The organism is Serratia sp. (in: enterobacteria) (assembly GCF_052400455.1).
GTDB classification, from domain to species: Bacteria; Pseudomonadota; Gammaproteobacteria; order Enterobacterales; family Enterobacteriaceae; genus Serratia; species Serratia ureilytica.
This window is the reverse complement of the sequence record NZ_CP185812.1, coordinates 552,176-570,981: the sequence shown is the minus strand read 5'-3', so window position 1 is coordinate 570,981 and position 18,806 is coordinate 552,176. Positions and strand designations below refer to the sequence as shown.

Here is an 18,806-nt window from a genome sequence, read left to right as displayed (position 1 = left end):
CTCTGAGGGTTAACGGCGGCCTTTCCAGTAGCCGGATGTCTGGTGCCAAACCTTGCCGGCGGTGGTCATCACCCGCCGCAGCTTGTCCTTGCCGAAAATGTTGACGTGCGGGATCGAGCTCATCAGATCGTAGCGATCGGATCCTTCGCTCATGCCCTCCGCCAGCACCTTGCACACGATGTGGCTCGGCGTCACGCCGAAGCCGGAGTAGCCCTGCACGTAAAACACGTTGTCGCGATCCGGCAGCGTGCCGATCTGCGGGAACAGGTTGGCGCTGCAGCACAGCGGGCCGCCCCAAGCCAGATCGATCTTCACGTCTTTCAGGTACGGGAACACCTTCAGCATCAGGTTGCGGTTCCAGGCCTTGAGATCCGACGGGAAGTATTCGATCAGGCGGGTGGCGCTGCCGAACAGCAGCCGGTTCTCGTTGGTCACCCGGTAATAGTCGATCACCGGGCGGATGTCGCTGTAGGCGCCGCGGATCGGGCTGATCTGACGGATCAGATCGTCAGACAGCGGCTCGGTGGCCAGCTGGAAGGCGTAGGTATTGATGGTCTTGCGGTAGATCTGCGGCTCCATGCCGTTGAGAAAGCCGTTGCAGGCCCACAGCATCTTGTTGGCGCGCACCGAGCCCATGGCGGTGCGCACCGTGATGCGCGGGCCATACTCGACGTTGAGCACGCTGCTGTTCTCGAAGATTTTCACCCCGTAGCCGCTCAGCGCCTTGGCCTCGCCCAGCAACAGGTTAAGCGAATGCACGTGGCCGCCGCCCATGTGTTTCAGCGCGCAGGTGTAGGCGTCGGAGCCCACCACCTGCTTCACTTCCGCGCCAGTGTAGAGTTCGATCTCTTCCTGCGGCGCCACCGCCCTGAACTCCTTCAGCCAGCCGCGCAGGGTCTTCTCCTGGCGCGCATTGCTGCCGAGGTAGCCGTAACCGAAGCAGAAGTCGGCGTCGATGTCATATTTCTTGATGCGCTCGCGGATAATGCCGGCGCCGAGGTTGCTGATCTTGAAGATGGTTTCCAGCCCGGACGGGCCGACGTGGCGTTTGATCTTCTCCAGATCGTGGCCGATGCCGGCCATCACCTGGCCGCCGTTGCGCCCGGTGCCGCCGTAGCCCAGATAGCGGCCCTCGAGAATGGCGATGTTGGTGATGCCCTTCTCCGCCAGCTCCAGCGCGGTGTTGATGCCGGAGAAGCCGCCGCCGATGATCACCACGTCAACGTCCAGATCCTCTTCCAGCGTCGGGAAGCGCAGATCGTATTTTTTGGTCGCCGCGTAGTAGGTTAAGGACTCGATTTCGTTGTTCACTGCCGCACTCCCGATTGCCTATGCCATGACATCGGATTATCGGGAGCGGTGGGATCGTCCGCTATGTCCCCTTAGGGACATTCGCTACAAAAAATTAACATTCACGCGCTGCGCCGCTGCGGGGCGGCCAGCAGCAGGCTGAACAGTTCGGCCTGCGAACCGATGTTCAGCTTGCCGTAGATGTTCTTGCGGTGGTTTTTTACCGTGCCGAGGCTGATGAACAGCCGGTCGGCGATCTGCTGCGAACCGCAGCCGGCGAGGATCAGATCGACAATCTCGCGCTCGCGCGGCGTCAGCAGATAGCGCGCCTGGGCGCCGTCATCGTTCACCGTCGCGGCCTCGGCCGGCGCCGCCACCACTTCGCCGTGCAGCCGCGCCACGCTTTTCACCAGCGTCAACGCGCTGCGCAGATCCGCCCGCTGCGGGTAACGCACCGCCACCGTGCGGCGCGCCGAACCGAAAAAGACGCCCAGCCCGCGCTCCGGCGTCAGCTGCAGCAGCACGCCGGCCTCGTCGTGCCAGCCGGTCTTGCGATAAAAATTACGGTAATAGTCGCTGTGATAAAACCCGCAGGGCGCCAGCTGGCGCAGCGTGAGCACCTCGCCTTCGCCGCCGTCGTTCAGCGCGCGGTAAAACGGATCCTGCAGGTAGGCGCCCTGCTGGTAGAGCTGATTGATCGCGTCGCTGTTTTCGCGCTCGGTTTTAATCAGGCAGCGCGGCGGCCGGCCGCGTTCGAAGGCATAGACGATGGCGTTGTCGAAGGCAAAAAACCCTTCCAGCCAGTTCAACAGGCTGGGATAAAAGCGTGGGCTGGCCACCGCATCGATCACCGCAGACAAGCGTTCAACCTGAATTTCCATACCCGCCTCGCCATTATTAACACATTAACAATCTACCGATTTCGGATGGGGTTGGCCGCACGACGGCCGGTACTGTTAAAAAAAGCATCCGCAGCGCCGAAATGCAAGAGCGCGATCGTTTACATGTTAAACAACTCACAGGTTGCCGCGGCGGGGAAAGCGGTGGCCGCTCCGCGCCCGCTGGCTTATGCTGTGGCATCGCGACCTGCAACGCCGTCAAGGAGACCTCATGTCCGTCAGCCACATCATCGCCAACCGCCAGACCTGGTTCGGCCACGGCAGCATCCAGCAGCTGCCGCCGCTGCTGCTTGCCGACCCGCAGCCGACGCTGCTATTCAGCTGCCGCTCTTTTCTCAACGGCCCGGTGTACGCCGGCCTGCGCGAAGCGCTGGCGCCGCTGCTCATCGGCACCGAAATCGTCAGCCACGAGGCGTCGCCGCAGGAAATCGACGCCTGGGTGGCGCGCTGGCGCGGCCAGGCGCGGCGCGTGGTGGCCATCGGCGGCGGCAGCGTGCTGGACGCCGCCAAAGCGTTCTCCGCGCTGGTTGAGCACCCGCTGCCAACGCTGCGCTATATGGAAAAGGTGGGCGACAGCAAAATCAGCGGCGCCACCCTGCCGCTGATAGCCATTCCCACCACCGCCGGCACCGGCAGCGAGGTGACGCAGAACGCGGTGATCACCGATACCCAGGTCAGCAAGGTGAAAGCCTCGCTGCGCCATAACAACTTCGTGCCGCACACCGCCATTCTCGATCCGCAGCTGCTGGCGGGCGCCCCGGACAAGGTGCTGGCCTACTGCGCCATCGACGCCTTCACCCACCTGTTCGAGGCCTATCTGTCGAAAACCGCCGGCGCCATGACGCGCGATATGTCGCTGAGCGGCATCCGCCACTTCCTCGCCGCCTGGCCGGCGCTTAACCGCAGCGACGCGGCGCGCGAAGCCATTATGCAGGCTTCCTACCTCGGCGGGCTGACGCTGAGCGCCGCCGGGCTGGGGGTCATTCACGGCATCGCCGGCGAGATCGGCGCGCTGCGCGACTACCACCACGGGCAGGTGTGCGGTCGCCTGCTGCTGCCGTTCCTCGCCCTGTTGGAAAGCAGCGAACAGCCGCAGCAGCGCGCGCTGATGGCCGAGCTGGCCGCCAGACTGTACCCGCACTGGCAGGGCAGCCCGGAGAGCTACCTGAGCGATTTCATCACCCGCCACGCCATCGCGCCGTTCTGGCAGGACGATTTGCCAATTTCCGGCCAGGAGCTGGCGGTGGTGCTGGAGAAATCCAACAGCAAGAATTCCTGGATCGACTATGCGCCGGCGCAGCGGCAACGGATGATCAAAGAGGCGTTTCGCGTCGAATGATTATATAATCAGATCAACGCACTAGCAGGAGTTAAGGAAATGGGCATCATCGGCTGGATCTTCGCCGGCATCGCGGTCGGCATCCTGGTCGGCGCGCTGATCAGAATCTTCGGCAAGAAGAAAGAGCAGTAAGCGTCACGCTGTTCCGTGGGCCGCCAGCAGGCACTCATGGAACAGCTTCACCACCCGTTGCGGCACCGGCGAGCGGCGCAGCACACTGGAGTACTCGCAGTGATAGCGGAACAGCGCCGGTTTGATCGCCCGCATCAGGTTCTGCGCCACAAAAAACGCCGCGTAGTGATCCGGCAAAAAGCCGACGTATTTGCCGGACAGGATCAGCGTGGCGATCGACTCTTGCGCGAACCCCGTCGCCTTGCGATGCAAATGTTGCTGCAGGCTCAGTTCCATATTCGGCGAATGGTAGCCCAATCCGGCGAAAGCATAATTGTGCAGCAGATCCCAATTTAATGTTTCATGGCGGGCGGAAAATAATTCATGCTGCGCACCGCAATATAAGAACATCCTCTCACTGAATAACGAATGATAAGATAAACTTTCCGCGCTGCGGTGCATGGGAATAACGCCAACCTGAAATTGCCCGTCAATAACGCCACGTTCAATGGTATTAATCGGCTCCACGTACATTTGCAAAGAAACCTCCGGCGCGCGCTCGCTGAATAACGCGATGGCCCGGCCGATCTGCGCCTGCGGATTGCTGACCGTATGGTCGAATATCGCCACGTGCAGCTGCCCGCCCATGCGCTGGTGCACCTCATCCACCCCGCGCCGGAACGCCTCGGTGGCCGCCAGCAGGTTGACGGTTTCCTGGTAGATAATCAGCCCCTCGTCGGTGACCGCAAAGCCCTCGCGCCCGCGCTGGCACAGCGTCAGGCCCAGCCGCTGCTCCAGATCCTTGATGTGCTTGCTGATGGTCGACAGGCTGATATTCAGCTCCAGTTCGGCGGCGCTCATGCCGCCGCAGTCGACCACGGCCTTGAATACCCGCAGCAAACGCAGATCCATATCCGACAATTGTCCCAGCAACGCGCGCTTTTTTACTTGCATAAAACCTTAAGTAAGTTTCGACATATGATTATTCACAGTAGAGAACAAGCGGTACATAGTCAATTTCGCACAACAATTCGTTAACAACTCATTTTATTTAATTAATCGCTCTTATTTTCCTGCCCGGAGGAAAACATGGCCGCTGAAAATTATTCGCTTAATCGTCTCGATGCCGAAGGGTTAGAAGCCCATTGGATGCCTTTTACCGGCAACCGCAATTTTAAAGCGCAGCCGCGCATCATTACTCAGGCCGCAGGGGCGTATTACACCAGCCACGACGGCAGAAAGATTTTCGACGGCCTGTCCGGATTGTGGTGCTGCGGATTGGGGCACGGCCGGCAGGAAATCACCGACGCCGCCCAGCGCCAGTTGGCGACGCTGGATTACTCGCCGGCGTTTCAGTTCGGCCACCCGCTGTCGTTCGAGCTGGCCAACAAAATCAAGGCGCTGACGCCGGCGGGGCTGGATTACGTGTTCTTCACCGGCTCCGGCTCGGAAGCGGCGGACACCTCGCTGAAAATGGCGCGCGCTTACTGGCGCGCCAAAGGCCAGGCGGGCAAAACCTGCTTTATCGGCCGGGAAAAGGGCTACCACGGCGTTAACTTCGGCGGCATCTCGGTCGGCGGCATCGCCGGCAACCGCAAGGCGTTCGGCGCCGGCGCCGAGGCGGACCATCTGCCGCACACCCTGCTGGCCGGCAACGCTTTTTCGCGCGGCATGCCGCAACAGGGGGCGGAGCTGGCGGAAGAGCTCAACCGCATCATCGCGCTGCGCGACGCCTCGACGATCGCCGCGGTGATCGTCGAACCGTTCTCCGGCTCCGCCGGGGTGATCGTGCCGCCGGTCGGCTATCTTCAGCGCCTGCGCGAGATCTGTACCCAGCATGACATTCTGCTGATCTTCGACGAAGTGATCACCGCCTTCGGCCGCTGCGGCGCGATGACCGGCGCCGAGGCGTTCGGCGTCACGCCGGACATCATGAACATCGCCAAACAGGTGACCAACGGCGCGCAGCCGATGGGCGCCGTGGTGGTGCGGCCGGAGATCTACCAAACCTTCATGAACGGCGGCGAGCCGGACTACCAGCTCGAATTCCCGCACGGTTACACCTACTCCGCCCATCCGGTCAGCTGCGCGGTGGCGCTGGCGACGCTGGACATCCTGCAGCGCGAACAAATGGTGGAGCGCGTACAGGCGCTGGCGCCCTACTTCGAGCGCGCGGTGCACAGCCTGCAGGGGGCCAAACACGTCGCCGACATTCGCAATATCGGCCTGGCGGCCGGCATCACGCTGGCGGCGCGGCCCGGCGAACCGGCGCGGCGGCCCTTCGAAGCGGCGATGCGCTGCTGGGAAAGCGGGTTTTACGTGCGCTACGGCGGCGACACCCTGCAACTGGCGCCGCCGTTCATCAGCAGCGAAGCGCAGATCGATGCGCTGATCAACGCCGTCGGCGATGCCCTCAACGCCACCGAATAAGGAGCGAACCATGACCATTACCCATTGGATCAACGGCGAACCCGCCGCCGGCGGCGAACGCAGCCAGCCGGTTTACGACCCGGCCACCGGCCAATCGGCGCAGGAGGTGCTGCTGGCCGATCGCGCCACGGTGGAGCGCGCCATCGCCGCCGCCGAGCAGGCTTATCCCGCCTGGCGCGACACGCCGCCGCTGAAGCGCGCGCGCATCATGATGAAGCTCAAGGATCTGCTGGAACAGCACGCCGACGCCATCTGCCAATTGATCACCGCCGAGCACGGCAAAGTGCTCAGCGACGCCCTGGGCGAACTGCAACGCGGCATCGAGAATATCGAATACGCCGGCTATGTGCCGGAACTGCTGAAAGGCGAACACAGCAAAGAGGCGGGCCCGGGCATCGACAGCTGGAGCGAGTTTCAACCGCTCGGGGTGGTAGCGGGCATCACCCCGTTCAACTTCCCGGCGATGGTGCCGCTGTGGATGTGGCCGATGGCGGTCGCCTGCGGCAATACCTTCGTGCTGAAGCCTTCCGAGCGCGTCCCTTCCGCCGCGCTGTATATCGCGCGGCTGGCGGCGGAGGCCGGGCTGCCGCAGGGGGTGCTCAACGTGGTCAACGGCGATCGCGAAGCGGTGGAGACGCTGCTGCATGACGGACGCGTGAAGGCGATAAGCTTCGTCGGTTCGACGCCGGTCGCGGAACACATCTATCACACCGGCTGTGGCCAGAACAAACGGGTGCAGGCGCTGGGCGGCGCCAAAAACCACGCGGTGGTGCTGCCGGACGCCGATATCCCCGGCGCGGTCGGCGCGCTGATGGGCGCGGCGTTCGGCTCCTGCGGCCAGCGCTGCATGGCCATCCCGCTGGTGGTCGCGGTGGGCGACGGCACCGCCGACGCGCTGATCGCCGGGCTGCGGCAACAGATGGCCGTCATGCGCGTCGGCCCCGGCAGCGACAACCGCAACGACATGGGGCCGCTGGTGACTCAACAGCATTATCAGAAGGTGAAAGGCTATATCGATCAGGGCGTGGCCGAAGGCGCCGAACTGCTGGTGGACGGCCGCGAACTGCGCGTGACGGACGCCGACGGCCGCCCCAGCCAGGGGTATTTCCTTGGCCCGACGCTGTTCGACCGCGTGACGCCCGGCATGCGCATCTATCAGGAGGAGATCTTCGGCCCGGTGCTCGGCGTGGTGCGCGCGGCGTCGCTGCAGGAGGCGATGGCCTTGATCGACGCCCATGAATACGGCAACGGCACCTGCCTGTTCACCCGCGACGGCGAAGCGGCGCGCCACTTCTCCAGCAGCATTCAGGTCGGCATGGTGGGGATCAACGTGGCGCTGCCGGTGCCGGTGGCCTACCACTCGTTCGGCGGCTGGAAGCGCTCGCTGTTCGGCGATCTGCACGCCTACGGCCCGGACGCGGTCAGGTTCTACACCAAACGCAAGACCATTACCCAGCGCTGGCCGGCCTCCGGTGATGCCCGCCGCGCCAGCTTCAGCTTCCCGTCGGGGCAGGGGTAACACATAAGAACAATAAACTTCCGGGGAGCAACGCTCCCCGGCATTTAGCGCGCTCCATTTGATTTCTGCGTACAGCCTGTGCAGCAAAACAATTACTCACTCACACGTTAATGGAGTCGTTAACCATGAAAGAGTCCGCCCCTGAACACACTTTCAAAGGCAATCTCAGCGTCCTCGACGTGGTGATGATTACCGCTTCCGGCGTGACGCCGGCCAGCTCGATCTTCGTCATCGCGCCGCTGGCGATCGCCAGCGCCGGCAGCGGCGCCTTTCTGTCGTTTCTGATCGCCGCCTGCGTCGCCGCCACCATCGCGCTGTGCTATGCCGAGCTCGGCGCCGCGCACCCCAGCGCCGGCGGCGAATACAGCATCATCAAACGCCTGTTCGGCACCCTGTGCGGGTTGCAGACCTATCTGTTTATTCTCAGCGCCGCGCTGTTCGTGCCGGCGGTGCTGGCCACCGGCGCCGTGCCCTATCTGAATACCGCGCTGGGCACCTCATTCGACGCCTCCACCGCCGGCATGATCACCGTGCTGATCGGCGGCGCCTGCGCCATTTTCAACATCAAGGCCAACGCCCTGCTGACCGGCGCCTTTCTGGTGGTGGAAGTGGCGGTGCTGGCGCTGATCGCCTGGCTCGGTTTCAGCCATCCGCATCAAAGCGCGGAGATCCTCACCGCGCCGGTGATGCTGGACGCGCAGGGCAGCCTGGCGCCGGTTTCGCTGCCGCTGATCGTCGCCATGGTCGGGGTCGCGCTGTTCTCCTACAACGGCTACGGCGCGGCGGTGTACATGGCGGAAGATATGCGCGAGCAGGGCAAACCGATGGCGGTCGCGATCATGCTGACGCTGGTCATCGTGGTGCTGGTGGAACTGGTGCCGTTCACCGCCCTGCTGATCGGCTCGCCGTCGCTGGCGGAGATGGCCAAACAGGCCGATCCGGTCGGTTATGTGGTCACCCAGCTCGGCGGCCCGACGCTGGCGCGGGTGGTGAGCGGCGCGATCTATCTGTCGGTATTCAACGCCATCATCGCCATCGTGGCGCAGTTCAGCCGCATGATGTTCGCCAGCGGGCGCGACGGCTTCTGGCTGCCGACGTTCAACCGCGCGCTGAAAATCATCCACCCGCGCTTCGGCACCCCCTGGATCGCCACCCTGCTGTTCGGCGTCCCCTCGGCGCTGCTGGCGTTTTGCTCCGACCTCGAATCGCTGACCTCATTCACCGTGATCCTGCTGCTGCTGGTGTACATCATCATGGCGGTGGCGGCGCTGATCAGCCGCCGTCGCCGCCACTTCCATCACCCGTACCTGATGCCGCTGTGGCCGCTGCCGGTGGCGGCGGCGCTGCTGTGCTGCCTGTACGTGCTGTGGACGATTTTGATCGCCAGCAGCCTGAAAGACTTTATTATCATTGCCGGCATCATCGGCTTCGGGCTGGCGCTGAACCACTTGCGCGGCCGCCAGACGGCGCCCCTCGCCGCCCCCTCAATAGAAGGAGAATAACCATGACGCAGCGCGCTCAGGATCTGGGCATCACCATCGGCCAGGGCACGCCCGGCCCGCTGAACGCCATCACCGACGTGCCCGGCGTGCGCGTCGGCCATGCCAGCCTTCATGCCGACTTGGCGGACGGGCGCAGCGTGCGCACCGGCGTGACGGTGATCGAACCGCGCCCCGGCTCCGCTCGCCACGCACCCTGCTTCGCCGGCGTACACGTGCTGAACGGCAACGGCGACGCCACCGGCCTGGAATGGGTGCGAGAAGCGGGCCTGTTGACCAGCCCGATCGCCTTCACCAACACCCACAGCGTGGGGGTAGTGCGCGATGCGCTGATCGCGCTGGAGCGTGAAACGCTGCCCGCGAGCGACAACGCGGTGTACTGGAATATGCCGGTGGTGATGGAAACCTTCGATGGTCTGCTCAACGACATCAACGGCTTTCACGTCAAGGCCGAGCACGTGCGCCAGGCGCAGCAGGCGGCCCGAGGCGGCTTGCCGCAGGAAGGCGCGGTCGGCGGCGGCAGCGGCATGATCTGTCATGAATTCAAGGGCGGCAGCGGCACCGCATCGCGCCGCTTGCCCACCGATCAAGGCGGCTGGACGGTGGGCGCCATCGTGCAGGCCAACCACGGCAAGCGCGAGTCGCTGCTGGTCGGCGGTTACCCGGTGGGCCGCCACCTGGGGCATATCCCCTCGCCGTTCACGCCGCAGTTGCCGCATCCCGGCATGGGCTCCATCGTGGTGGCGCTGGCGACCGACGCGCCGCTGCTGCCGCACCAGTGCGCGCGGCTGGCGCAGCGCGCCAGCATCGGCATCGCCCGCACCGGCGGCGGCACCGAGGATTCGAGCGGCGATATCTTTATCGCCTTCGCCACCGGCAACGACGGCCTGCCGCCCGCTGACTACGCCAATAAAGGCGATTTCACCACGCCGCTGCGCATGGTGAACAACGACTACATTTCGGCGCTGTTCGCCGCGGCGGCGGAAGCGGTGGAAGAGGCGATCGTCAATGCGCTGCTGGCGGCCAATACCGTCAGCGGCAACGGCCATCGGGCGGAAGGGTTGAGCGCCGAACAGCTGGTGACGGCGCTGGAGAAGGCCGGCTGGCGGCGGTAAAAATGCTTGCGGGAAGATATAATCTACCCGCAACATTTCATCATTGCTATGTAACTAACTAATTTTTATAGCCATAAAAAAAAGTTGATTCCAATACATCTTGTTGTAAGGATGGCGTATCACTAAGAGCAATGCATTTTTTAGTTTCTTTTTCTAAATCCACATGCATACCTTTCTTTATATAATTAATAATTAGCATTCTCTCCTGCAAGAATGCCTTCACAACCTTAGGGTAATTAGGTGGACAAACAAGAATCCTTCCTCCAGAACGAAAGCCGATCGCCCCCGCAATCAAACTCCCCCCTTATAGTCAAACCCATTTTTCATACAACTAAAGCCGCTATCTAAACTCCAATCAACCTTATCAATCAAACGGTTGTCGAAATCATTTTTATTTATATGAAAGATGTGAGTATCAACATCAATGATTCCAAAAAACTTCAGAGAGCCATACTGAGCATATAAAAAAGCACCGGGGATAGCAATGAGCATTATATACACACCAAAAACCACCGACAGAACAAAGTCATCTTTTTTATTTCTTTTACTATTTTTTTTGCTAGGTAAGAACAAGACTAAGCCAGGAAGTAGCTGAATCATCAGCAAGGTAAACATTGCGAGTAACTGACTCCATGATTCAGAACTACCCATATCACTAAGACTCATGATAATTACCATGAAAAACAATGAGTAGATAGACAACCCCATGGCAATCGATGTACTTTTTAATTTACTCCCCTCAAAACCAAACATAAACCTTGTAATTATAAAGAACATCAAAAAAATTAAGGTGATTGTCATACCAATAATCAATAACACCCCCTTAATTTCACTAAAAAGGATGGAGAGCAAGAAAATGATAAAAACCGAAAAGAAAAATGACATAAGAAGGCAAAAACAAGGCTCCAAATCTCTACGACCAACCTTTTCATATCGAATTAAGAAAATCAATAAAGAAGGTGCATAGAGAAAGAAAGCCAATGCCATTGTGCTCAAAGTTACCGATATTGAAAAAATAATAAATGTATTGAACCCTCCCAGAGAGTCCCAAATAAAGTCACGTCTACCGATGGAGTAAAGATATATCCAATAATTTAAGAAACCTATCGTGAACGCAGTAATAGTAACTAACTTCCACTGTTCATTAAAGATGGAGAATAGCTGCTTTACTCCACCATTTCTTTTTTTATTATTCTTTTTTATTCGTTCAAGTAGCAGATTTTTTTTATGAGCATGTTCCATTGCCTAACCTATATCATTGCATTGAATATAGGAATCGTACATCCTAAACACACCTCAAACAACCTAATGAGGTATGAATACCAGAATTCATACCTCATTAGTCATAGCCAATACTCTAAATAATATTCACTTAACGCCGCCCGGTTTGGGCGTCGGGTAATCGTAATCCAGCTTCAACGGCTCGGCGTAGACGCTGTCCCACAGCTGTTGGTACAGCCTGTCCAACCGCCCGCTCATCGCCGTGCTGTGCAGCACCAGCTCCAGATTGCGCGAGTTGTCCAGATAGCCGCCGGTCCAGTTGCTGGTGCCCACCCAGGCAATCTCATCGTCGATGGTCATCAGCTTGCTGTGGATCACCCGGGCAAACGGGATGAAGCCGCTGCTGGCCGGCGGAATGGTCACCACCTTGATCTGCACGTTCGGCACCAGCGCCAGGCTCTTCAGCCAGGCGATATCCGGCTTTTTGGTGTTCCAGTTGGCTACCATCAACTCGATCTGCACGCCGCGCGCCGCCGCGCCGCGCAGCGCGTTGTCGATGACCGCATAGAAGGGGCGACTGCGCTCCGGGCCAAACGACAGCGGCGCGTAATCCATTACCTGCACCCGCACCCGCCGCTTGGCGTCAGCCAGCAGACGCGGCAGCTCGGCCTGCGAATCGAGCACGCCCGCCGGGTTGTAGGCGCGCGGGCTGGCCACCAGATAGTTGCCCTGCGGGGGCGCCGTCGGCGGCGAATCGGGCAGCGTCGGCACCGGCTTATCCTGCGCCAGCAGCGCCTGCGCCCGCCAGTCCTGTTCGAAGATCGCCTGGATCTGCCCTACCACCCTGGCGTCGCTGATGCGCAGCCCGGTTTCGTGAATGTGTTCCAGCGCGCGCCAGTCGAAGTTCTGGCTGCCGACGAACGCCTGCTCGCCGTCCACCAGCAGATACTTGGCATGCAGAATGCCGCCGCTCAGCTTCTGGTATGGGATGATGCGCAGCTCCAGATTGGGGATCGCCTTCAGCCGTTCCAGCGTCTCGGCGGTGGAGAGGCGAATGCCCTTCTCTTCCAGCAAAAAGCGGATTTTTACCCCGCGCTCACCGGCCGCCTTCAGGTGCTGCAGCACGCCGTCCAGCAGCGAACCGTCCTGATTCGCCACGTAGAACTGCCCCAGATCGATGCGGGTTTTCGCCGCGTCGAACATCTCGCGCCATACTTCGGCGGTGTTGCGCAGGTCGTCGGCCTGCAGCGCGGTTTCCACCGGCGCGGTGTACACCAGCTCGTAACCGGGAATAGCAAAACGCGCCGCAGCGCTCTGGCTCAACATCAACAAACAACCGCTCCACAATGCCGTATAAAGGCGGCCTCTCGGCCGCCGTACTGGATGGCCATTAGGCATAGCGCGGCGCTCCGCTGTCAACCCATTGTTCGCCGCTGCCGCTTTCCGGACGGCTGGCCGGTTGACCGGCGCGGATCAGCAGCACCTTCAGCAGTTCGTTGATGCGCTCCATACGGCTCTGCAGGAAATTGTTGGCCACCAGGCACAGCAGCGCGATGGCGATGCCCAGCCCGGTGGCGTACAGCGCGGTGCCCATGCCGGCCGACACCAGACTCGGCTCGGACACCCCCGAGGCGGCCAGCGCCTTGAAGGTTTCGATGATCCCCATCACCGTGCCCAGCAGCCCCAGCAACGGCGCGGCGGTGACCACGGTTTCCAGCAGCCACAGGCCGCGCGCCATCGGCGGCTTGCTCAGCAGGTACTGGGCATCGATCAGATCGCCGATCGTTTCACGATCGCCGGCGCGGTGCTTCTGCGCCAATACCGGCGCGATCACCGCCATCGGCAGGCTGTTGCGCTGCGTCAGCGCGTCCGGCAGATCGGCCGCTCGGCGCACGTCCGGCGTCAGCGCCTGCTCCAGCCGGCGCGCCTGACGCTGGGTGTAGGCGAAGTACAGCGTGCGTTCGATGATGATCACCAGCGCGATCGCCAGCGCGGCGTACATCACGTAGAAAATAATGTCGTGCAACAGATTGGCGTCCATACAGGGTTCCTCTTCCCCGCCGCCGGGCAGACGGCGGGGCATTCAGTTAAAAGGTGGCTTCCAGCGAGACGCTGAAGGTGCGTTCTTCGCCGACGTTGTAATACGGGGTGCTGGCCTTCACGCCGCCGTAGGGCGCCGCGTTGAAGGTGGTGGTGCGCACCGAGGTCAGGTATTCCTTGTCAAACAGGTTGCTGATGCCAAAACGCAGCGCGGCGCTTTTGACGATTTTCTTGTCCACCGGCAGATGCACCCCCGCCGCCAGATCGAACACCGTGCGCCCGCCGATCTTCTCGTCGTTGGTCAGATCGCCATAGAACGCGCTGACGTACTTGCCGCTGACGCTGCCGTAGTACAGGCCGTCGTCATAACCCAGCGTCATGTTCAGCAGGTTTTTCGGCACGTTCGGCACCTCTTTGCCGGAGGTCGGCAGCGGCAACCCGCCGTTGCTGACGATGTCGCTCTTCTGCTTCGATTGGGTATAGGTATAGGAGGTGTAGTAGTTGAAGTTATGCGGCAGTTGGCCGCTCCACTCCAGCTCCAGCCCTTTGTTCTCCACGTTGCCGATGTTCATCATCTCGTAGTCGCCGGCCGCGTTGGTGGTGGAGATCTGGCGATCGCTGTAGCGCATGTAGAACAGCGTGGCGCTCAGCAGCATGTCTTCCTGTTGGAAGCGCCAGCCCAGCTCGTGGTTCCAGCTCAGCTCCGGCTTGGTGCTGAGCGAATCGCCGACGTTGTACAGCACATAGTTCGGCGGCGTGCGCATGTTGCGCGTCAGGTTGTAGAACACCTGGTTTTCCTGGTTCACCTTATAGCTGGCGCTGAAGTTCGGCAGGAATTCATGATAGGTGGCTTTGCGTTTCTCCGGCGCGTTGTACAGGCTGCCGCGATTGTCCCCTTTACGTTCCACGTACTGATAGGCCAGGCCGCCGACGAAGGTCCAGTCCGGCGTGGCGAACCAGGTATCCTGCAGCCACACCTTCTGCGCCGGGGTGATGGTGTACTGGTTGCGCCCCTGAACGGTGTTGCCGTTGGCGTCCTTCACCTGATCGGAACCGCCCGGCGGCCCCCAAATCTGCGACGGGTTGCCGTCGCCCTTGATGCTGATGAACGGCTGGGTCTGCAGCTGGCGCGCGCGCTCATACCAGTAACCGATATCCAGACTGTGCTGATCGTTGATGTCCCACTTCAGCTTGGTGGTGATGCCCGGCCGCCAGGTCTGCGTCCACGACGGGCGGTAGTAGGTGTTGGATTTCAGGTTGCTGAGATCGTACTGCCCTGCCCTGTCCGACGTGCTGGACAATACCGACGCGGTTTGACCGTTGAAGCTGCCGCCGTTGCCCCAGTAGTAATACGGTTGCAGGGTCAGCGACAGGTTGTCGCGCAGCTGCAGCTTCTGGGTGAACGACAGCGTGAAGTTCTCGAACGGGTTGCGCTCGAGCTTGTAATACTTGTTCAACTGTCCGCGGCTGTTGTACTCCGGCGTGGTGGCATAGTCGGTGTCGCGGCCGTCGTTTTGGAACTGCGCCTTGCTCAGGGTGTTGTAGTTGGTGTTGTTCTGGCGGTTGTACTTCATCACCAGATTGCTGCTGTTGCCGTTGCCGTCTTCGTACAGCGAGTTCATCTCGAACTTGTCGGAGTACAGCCGCCCCTCGCCGCGCCACTTCTTCGCCTCGGTGTGCGAATAGGAGAGCCAGTTGCTGAAGCCGTTGTACTCGCCGGTGTCCAGGCGGGCGAAGGTTTTGCTCAGGCTGTTGCTGCCCAGCGTTTGCTTGACGAAACCGCCGAAGTCTTTCGCCGGGCGGCGCGTTACCAGGCCGATGTTGCCGCCGCTGGAGCCGATATGCGGGCCGTCCGCTTCGGAAGAGCCCTGGGTGACAAACACCTCTTCCAGGTTCTCCGCATCGCCCAGCAGGTTCGGGTATACCGCGTAGTTGCCGGAGTCGTTGATCGGGATGCCGTCCATCGACAGGCCGATCTGATCCGAGTTCATGCCGCGCATGGTGTAGTCCACGCCGCTCAGGCCGCTGGCGTCATTGCTGTTGACGTTGAGGCCCGGCGTGAACTTCAGCTTGTCGATGGCGTTGGCCGCCGACGGCATTTTATCCATCGCCTCTTTGGTGACGGTGGAGCGCGCCTTGGCGCTGTCGTCCTGCACCATCATGCCGCCGCCGAGCGACTGCCCCTTGACGCTGATGGTGCCGACGTCGGTGCCGTCGGCCGCCAGCGCGGCGCCCGGCAGCATCGCCGACATCACCGCCAGATAGATCCCAGAACGATTGAACGATTTCATGGTGTGCATCCCTTAAAAATCAAACGATTAACCCTTGCGCTAAGGCGCCTGATAATTGAACGTCGCGGTAAATCTTTTGGTTGTTTGCCCGGCGAACGCGTCGCTCGGGAATGGCTTCACTGAACTGATGCTTTGCAGGCTGCTCATCGCCGCGCGATTCAGCAGCATGCTGGCGGCTTTGTTGGCGATGCCGGAAGAGACCACCCGCCCGCTGCGATCGACCTCCAGCCACACCTCGACGTTGCCCTGCGGGCGCTCGAGGGAGGCCTGACGGCCGGTCGGGTAGCGCTTGCGCTGTTCCAGTTCGCGGCGCAAGGCCAGCAGATAGCCGTTTTCAATCGCCTGCGCATTCACCTTCGGCGCCGCCGGGGTGGCCGGTGCGGGCTGTGCCGCCGGTTTACTGACCAGCGCGCGCGGGGCGGCGGGCGCCGGCGTCGGTTTAGGCTTTTCCACCGGTTTGGCTTTCTCTTTCATCGGCTTGGGTTTGGGCTTCGGTTGCGGTTTCGGCACCGGCTTGGCTTCCACGATCGGTTCCGGCGCCGGCACCACCGGTTCGGGGATCGGCTCCGGCTCGGGCGGCGGCGGTTCGGGCTGGGGGTCCGGCGGCGTTTGCGGTTGAGGTTCAGGCGCCGGTTCAGGCTCCACCAGCGCCAGTTCGATGGCGGTTTCGTCGTAGCGCGGCTGGATCTTCAGCGCCGCCTGCTGGCTGGCGAACAGCAGGCAGCCGGCGACAATCAGCGCCGGCAACCAGCTGAAAAGATGACGTGAGCGATAGAGCAGATACATATCACAGCTTCCGTGTCGCGATGGAGACGGAGAAGAAACCGCCCTGGCGCAGGTTATCCATGACCGCCACCAGCCGCTCGACCGCCACGCCTTTGTCGCTGTTGACGATGATGGTGGTGGTCTGGTTGGCCTGCTGCTGTTGCTTGAGCGTCGTGACCAACGCGTCGAGCGCGATCGGCTGGCCATCCAGCTGCAGCTGTTCGTCGGCCCCCAGCGTGATAATCGCTTTCTTCTGCGGTTTCAGCTGTTGCGCGCTGCCGGCGGACGGCAGCTGCGTTTTCAACCCGAGCGCCGGAATGACGTTCAGGCTGATCAAGACGAAAAACACCAATAAAAACATCATCACGTCGATCATCGGGATCAGTTCGATGTGCGCTTTGTTCTTTTTCGGTTCGTTCCAGTTACGCATGACACTCCCTCACAAAAGCGAAGCAGCCAATATAGGAGGGGTTTGTTTACCTTTTGTTACGCTTGTGTGATATTATTTTCACAGTGCGGATTTTTTGCGAGAATTTTTTCAGTAACTAACGATGGCAAGTGCTATATAACCCATTAATTAGCGATAGTTTTTATCGGAATAATTGCAATGTGGGCCTAACGCCGTGCGGATGACGAGACAATAAATGTGAAAATAGTGACAAGCTGCGCCAACCGGCGGCGGCTTTGCCTCTCACCTTCCAGCGATATCTGCTATTTTTCCCAAGAACATTCCCAATCCCCCTCTTTAAAACACTCGCCAAAAATGAATGCGCCTATATTTAACCAAATAATACCCTTCATTGAATAGAATATTGCCAATCAAATATCAGCTGTTATATTTTTAAAGTGAAATAGCGCTACGGCGTTATTTTAGAATTTAATTCAACCCACTAAGTCACCCTTTTATTTATAAGGATTGTATATGAAAGTACTTAGTCAATATGAAGAACAGTACGTTAGCGGTGGCGATCTGAACGCGGCCTGGGATGGGCTGTTGGACGGCGCCATGACCGGCGCGCTGATTGCAGGCAAATCCGCAGGCGCAGGCGGCTTTATTGCCGGTGCGGTCGGCCAATTGGTTGGCACCCTCATCGGCGGCGTTGCAGGCGGTGTGGGGCTGGGTCTTTATGGCCTGACGCATACGCAGCAGGAAGTGGCCGACTACGCGAAACATTTCCGCGAGACGATCGGCTCCACCTCGACCTCGGTCGGCGGCAGCCTGTAATAGAAATAAAATGGCCGCCGGCGCAAATATCCTGACAGCACTTCGGTTCATAAAAAAAGACGCCCGCAGGCGTCTTCTTGGTATTGTCACTGAAGCCCGAGGCGATCAGTTCACTTTCACCGGCATACCGGAACGAGCCTTGATCGCCGCATCCACTTCGCTCTGGTTGACGCCGGCGTCCATCAGCACTTTGCCGACCGGCGCGGAAATGGTCAGCGGCACCGGATCCTTGGATTGCAGCTGCTCTTCGTTGGCCGACAGCGGGTTGTGCACTTCCACGTAGCGCGAGCCGTCCGGTTCGACGGTGGCCTTCATCGGTTCGTTGATGAACTGCACGCGGGTGCCGACCGGCACGTTCTGGAACAGGTACTTGATGTCGTCGGCGCGCAGACGCACGCAGCCGTGGCTCACGCGCAGGCCGATGCCGAAGTTGGCGTTGGTGCCGTGAATGGCATACAGGCGGCCAACATACAGCGCATACAGCCCCATCGGGTTATCCGGGCCGGCCGGGAACACCGCAGGCAGGATCTCGCCGTCAGCCGCGTATTCGGCGCGCATTTTGGCGGTCGGCGTCCAGGTTGGGCCGTCTTTCTTGCGCTGCACGGTGGTGGTCCAGTTCAGCGGGGTGTCTTTACCCAGCTGGCCGATGCCGATCGGCAACACCACGACGGTGTTGGAACCTTTCGGGTAGTAGTACAGACGCATTTCGGCGCTGTTGATGATGATGCCTTCACGCGGCGCGTCCGGCAGGATCAGCTGTTGCGGGATGGTCAGGGTGCTGCCGGCCTTCGGCAGGAACGGATCCACGCCCGGGTTGGCCTCCAGCATGTTGCTCAGCCCCATCTGATACTGGGCGGCGAAGCTTTCCAGCGGCAGTTTGCTGTCTTCCGGTACGGTGATTTGGATATTTTCGCCCACCAAACGGCTGTCTTTTGGCGGCAGCGGGTAGACGACGGCGAAGGCAGCCTGGCTGAATGCAACCAGTGCCGTAAACAGGGTTAATAACGCGCGAATGCTCATTTTCATCTTCGTGTTGGTCAAGGCCACTGGCGATTATGGGTA

15 protein-coding genes and 1 pseudogene are annotated in these 18,806 nt (G+C 60.5%); 6 read left to right on the top strand and 10 right to left on the bottom strand.

What is annotated here, in order from left to right:
- Nucleotides 1–9 precede the first annotated feature (9 nt).
- Complete coding sequence (locus tag ACORQT_RS02665) at nt 10–1,311, bottom strand: NAD(P)/FAD-dependent oxidoreductase (RefSeq protein ID WP_033651379.1); 1,302 nt, start codon at nt 1,309–1,311, stop codon at nt 10–12.
- Between the two features lie 101 nt (nt 1,312–1,412).
- Nucleotides 1,413–2,171 (bottom strand): helix-turn-helix transcriptional regulator, encoded by a 759-nt coding sequence (locus ACORQT_RS02660; RefSeq protein WP_089192541.1) that lies wholly within the window; start codon nt 2,169–2,171, stop codon nt 1,413–1,415.
- Nucleotides 2,172–2,400: 229 nt separating this feature from the next.
- Between ACORQT_RS02660 and ACORQT_RS02655 the strand changes: the two genes are divergently transcribed.
- A complete protein-coding gene (locus ACORQT_RS02655; RefSeq protein ID WP_164057709.1) occupies nt 2,401–3,528 on the top strand; it encodes an iron-containing alcohol dehydrogenase in 1,128 nt (375 codons plus the stop codon).
- 135 nt (nt 3,529–3,663) lie between these two features.
- On the opposite strand, the gene ACORQT_RS02650 is transcribed toward ACORQT_RS02655, so the two are convergent.
- Nucleotides 3,664–4,593, bottom strand: a complete 930-nt coding sequence (locus tag ACORQT_RS02650) for a LysR family transcriptional regulator (RefSeq protein WP_033651382.1) — start codon at nt 4,591–4,593, stop codon at nt 3,664–3,666.
- 135 nt (nt 4,594–4,728) lie between these two features.
- Between ACORQT_RS02650 and ACORQT_RS02645 the strand changes: the two genes are divergently transcribed.
- The 4 genes from ACORQT_RS02645 (at nt 4,729) to ACORQT_RS02630 (ending at nt 10,202) form a co-directional block, all read left to right on the top strand.
- Complete coding sequence (locus ACORQT_RS02645; protein ID WP_033641748.1) at nt 4,729–6,069, top strand: aspartate aminotransferase family protein; 1,341 nt, start codon at nt 4,729–4,731, stop codon at nt 6,067–6,069.
- A gap of 10 nt (nt 6,070–6,079) precedes the next feature.
- A complete protein-coding gene (locus ACORQT_RS02640) occupies nt 6,080–7,588 on the top strand; it encodes a CoA-acylating methylmalonate-semialdehyde dehydrogenase (RefSeq protein ID WP_164057708.1) in 1,509 nt (502 codons plus the stop codon).
- A 125-nt stretch (nt 7,589–7,713) separates the two neighbouring features.
- The gene (locus ACORQT_RS02635) at nt 7,714–9,090 is read left to right on the top strand and encodes an APC family permease (RefSeq protein ID WP_047025159.1); all 1,377 of its coding nucleotides are present in this window, start codon (nt 7,714–7,716) and stop codon (nt 9,088–9,090) included.
- 2 nt (nt 9,091–9,092) lie between these two features.
- A complete protein-coding gene (locus ACORQT_RS02630; RefSeq protein ID WP_444859313.1) occupies nt 9,093–10,202 on the top strand; it encodes a DmpA family aminopeptidase in 1,110 nt (369 codons plus the stop codon).
- A 291-nt stretch (nt 10,203–10,493) separates the two neighbouring features.
- On the opposite strand, the gene ACORQT_RS02625 is transcribed toward ACORQT_RS02630, so the two are convergent.
- The 6 genes from ACORQT_RS02625 to ACORQT_RS02600 all read right to left on the bottom strand — a co-directional run bounded on the left by ACORQT_RS02625 (nt 10,494) and on the right by ACORQT_RS02600 (nt 16,949).
- A complete protein-coding gene (locus ACORQT_RS02625; protein ID WP_444859312.1) occupies nt 10,494–11,444 on the bottom strand; it encodes a hypothetical protein in 951 nt (316 codons plus the stop codon).
- 126 nt (nt 11,445–11,570) lie between these two features.
- Nucleotides 11,571–12,821, bottom strand: coding sequence for a phospholipase D-like domain-containing protein (locus tag ACORQT_RS02620; protein WP_047025156.1), 1,251 nt, complete (start codon nt 12,819–12,821; stop codon nt 11,571–11,573).
- A complete protein-coding gene (locus tag ACORQT_RS02615; RefSeq protein ID WP_123062135.1) occupies nt 12,814–13,464 on the bottom strand; it encodes a MotA/TolQ/ExbB proton channel family protein in 651 nt (216 codons plus the stop codon). The genes ACORQT_RS02620 and ACORQT_RS02615 overlap by 8 nt, the downstream gene beginning before the upstream one ends.
- A 46-nt stretch (nt 13,465–13,510) precedes the next feature.
- Nucleotides 13,511–15,754, bottom strand: a complete 2,244-nt coding sequence (locus tag ACORQT_RS02610) for a TonB-dependent receptor family protein (protein ID WP_033651386.1) — start codon at nt 15,752–15,754, stop codon at nt 13,511–13,513.
- A gap of 39 nt (nt 15,755–15,793) precedes the next feature.
- The gene (locus ACORQT_RS02605) at nt 15,794–16,540 is read right to left on the bottom strand and encodes an energy transducer TonB (RefSeq protein WP_164057706.1); all 747 of its coding nucleotides are present in this window, start codon (nt 16,538–16,540) and stop codon (nt 15,794–15,796) included.
- A gap of 1 nt (nt 16,541) precedes the next feature.
- Nucleotides 16,542–16,949, bottom strand: coding sequence for an ExbD/TolR family protein (locus tag ACORQT_RS02600; protein ID WP_021504179.1), 408 nt, complete (start codon nt 16,947–16,949; stop codon nt 16,542–16,544).
- A 492-nt stretch (nt 16,950–17,441) separates the two neighbouring features.
- On the opposite strand from ACORQT_RS02600, the gene ACORQT_RS02595 reads away from it, so the two are divergent.
- Nucleotides 17,442–17,744 carry a DUF5862 family protein gene (locus ACORQT_RS02595; RefSeq protein ID WP_033651388.1) on the top strand — a complete coding sequence of 101 codons (303 nt, stop codon included), beginning with the start codon at nt 17,442–17,444 and terminating at the stop codon, nt 17,742–17,744.
- A 108-nt stretch (nt 17,745–17,852) separates the two neighbouring features.
- Here ACORQT_RS02595 and ACORQT_RS02590 read toward each other — a convergent pair.
- Nucleotides 17,853–18,770 (bottom strand): annotated as a pseudogene (locus tag ACORQT_RS02590) (L,D-transpeptidase family protein); the annotation flags it as partial.
- Nucleotides 18,771–18,806 lie beyond the last annotated feature (36 nt).

What these genes read in the sequence shown, in the direction of transcription:
- ACORQT_RS02595 (WP_033651388.1), top strand. Translation starts at nt 17,442, where the DNA reads ATGAAAGTACTTAGTCAATATGAAGAACAGTACGTTAGCGGTGGCGAT.
- ACORQT_RS02635 (WP_047025159.1), top strand. Translation starts at nt 7,714, where the DNA reads ATGAAAGAGTCCGCCCCTGAACACACTTTCAAAGGCAATCTCAGCGTC.
- ACORQT_RS02615 (WP_123062135.1), bottom strand. Translation starts at nt 13,464, where the DNA reads ATGGACGCCAATCTGTTGCACGACATTATTTTCTACGTGATGTACGCC.
- ACORQT_RS02645 (WP_033641748.1), top strand. Translation starts at nt 4,729, where the DNA reads ATGGCCGCTGAAAATTATTCGCTTAATCGTCTCGATGCCGAAGGGTTA.
- ACORQT_RS02660 (WP_089192541.1), bottom strand. Translation starts at nt 2,171, where the DNA reads ATGGAAATTCAGGTTGAACGCTTGTCTGCGGTGATCGATGCGGTGGCC.
- ACORQT_RS02650 (WP_033651382.1), bottom strand. Translation starts at nt 4,593, where the DNA reads ATGCAAGTAAAAAAGCGCGCGTTGCTGGGACAATTGTCGGATATGGAT.
- ACORQT_RS02600 (WP_021504179.1), bottom strand. Translation starts at nt 16,949, where the DNA reads ATGCGTAACTGGAACGAACCGAAAAAGAACAAAGCGCACATCGAACTG.
- ACORQT_RS02655 (WP_164057709.1), top strand. Translation starts at nt 2,401, where the DNA reads ATGTCCGTCAGCCACATCATCGCCAACCGCCAGACCTGGTTCGGCCAC.
- ACORQT_RS02620 (WP_047025156.1), bottom strand. Translation starts at nt 12,821, where the DNA reads ATGCCTAATGGCCATCCAGTACGGCGGCCGAGAGGCCGCCTTTATACG.
- ACORQT_RS02605 (WP_164057706.1), bottom strand. Translation starts at nt 16,540, where the DNA reads ATGTATCTGCTCTATCGCTCACGTCATCTTTTCAGCTGGTTGCCGGCG.
- ACORQT_RS02640 (WP_164057708.1), top strand. Translation starts at nt 6,080, where the DNA reads ATGACCATTACCCATTGGATCAACGGCGAACCCGCCGCCGGCGGCGAA.
- ACORQT_RS02610 (WP_033651386.1), bottom strand. Translation starts at nt 15,754, where the DNA reads ATGAAATCGTTCAATCGTTCTGGGATCTATCTGGCGGTGATGTCGGCG.
- ACORQT_RS02630 (WP_444859313.1), top strand. Translation starts at nt 9,093, where the DNA reads ATGACGCAGCGCGCTCAGGATCTGGGCATCACCATCGGCCAGGGCACG.
- ACORQT_RS02625 (WP_444859312.1), bottom strand. Translation starts at nt 11,444, where the DNA reads ATGGAACATGCTCATAAAAAAAATCTGCTACTTGAACGAATAAAAAAG.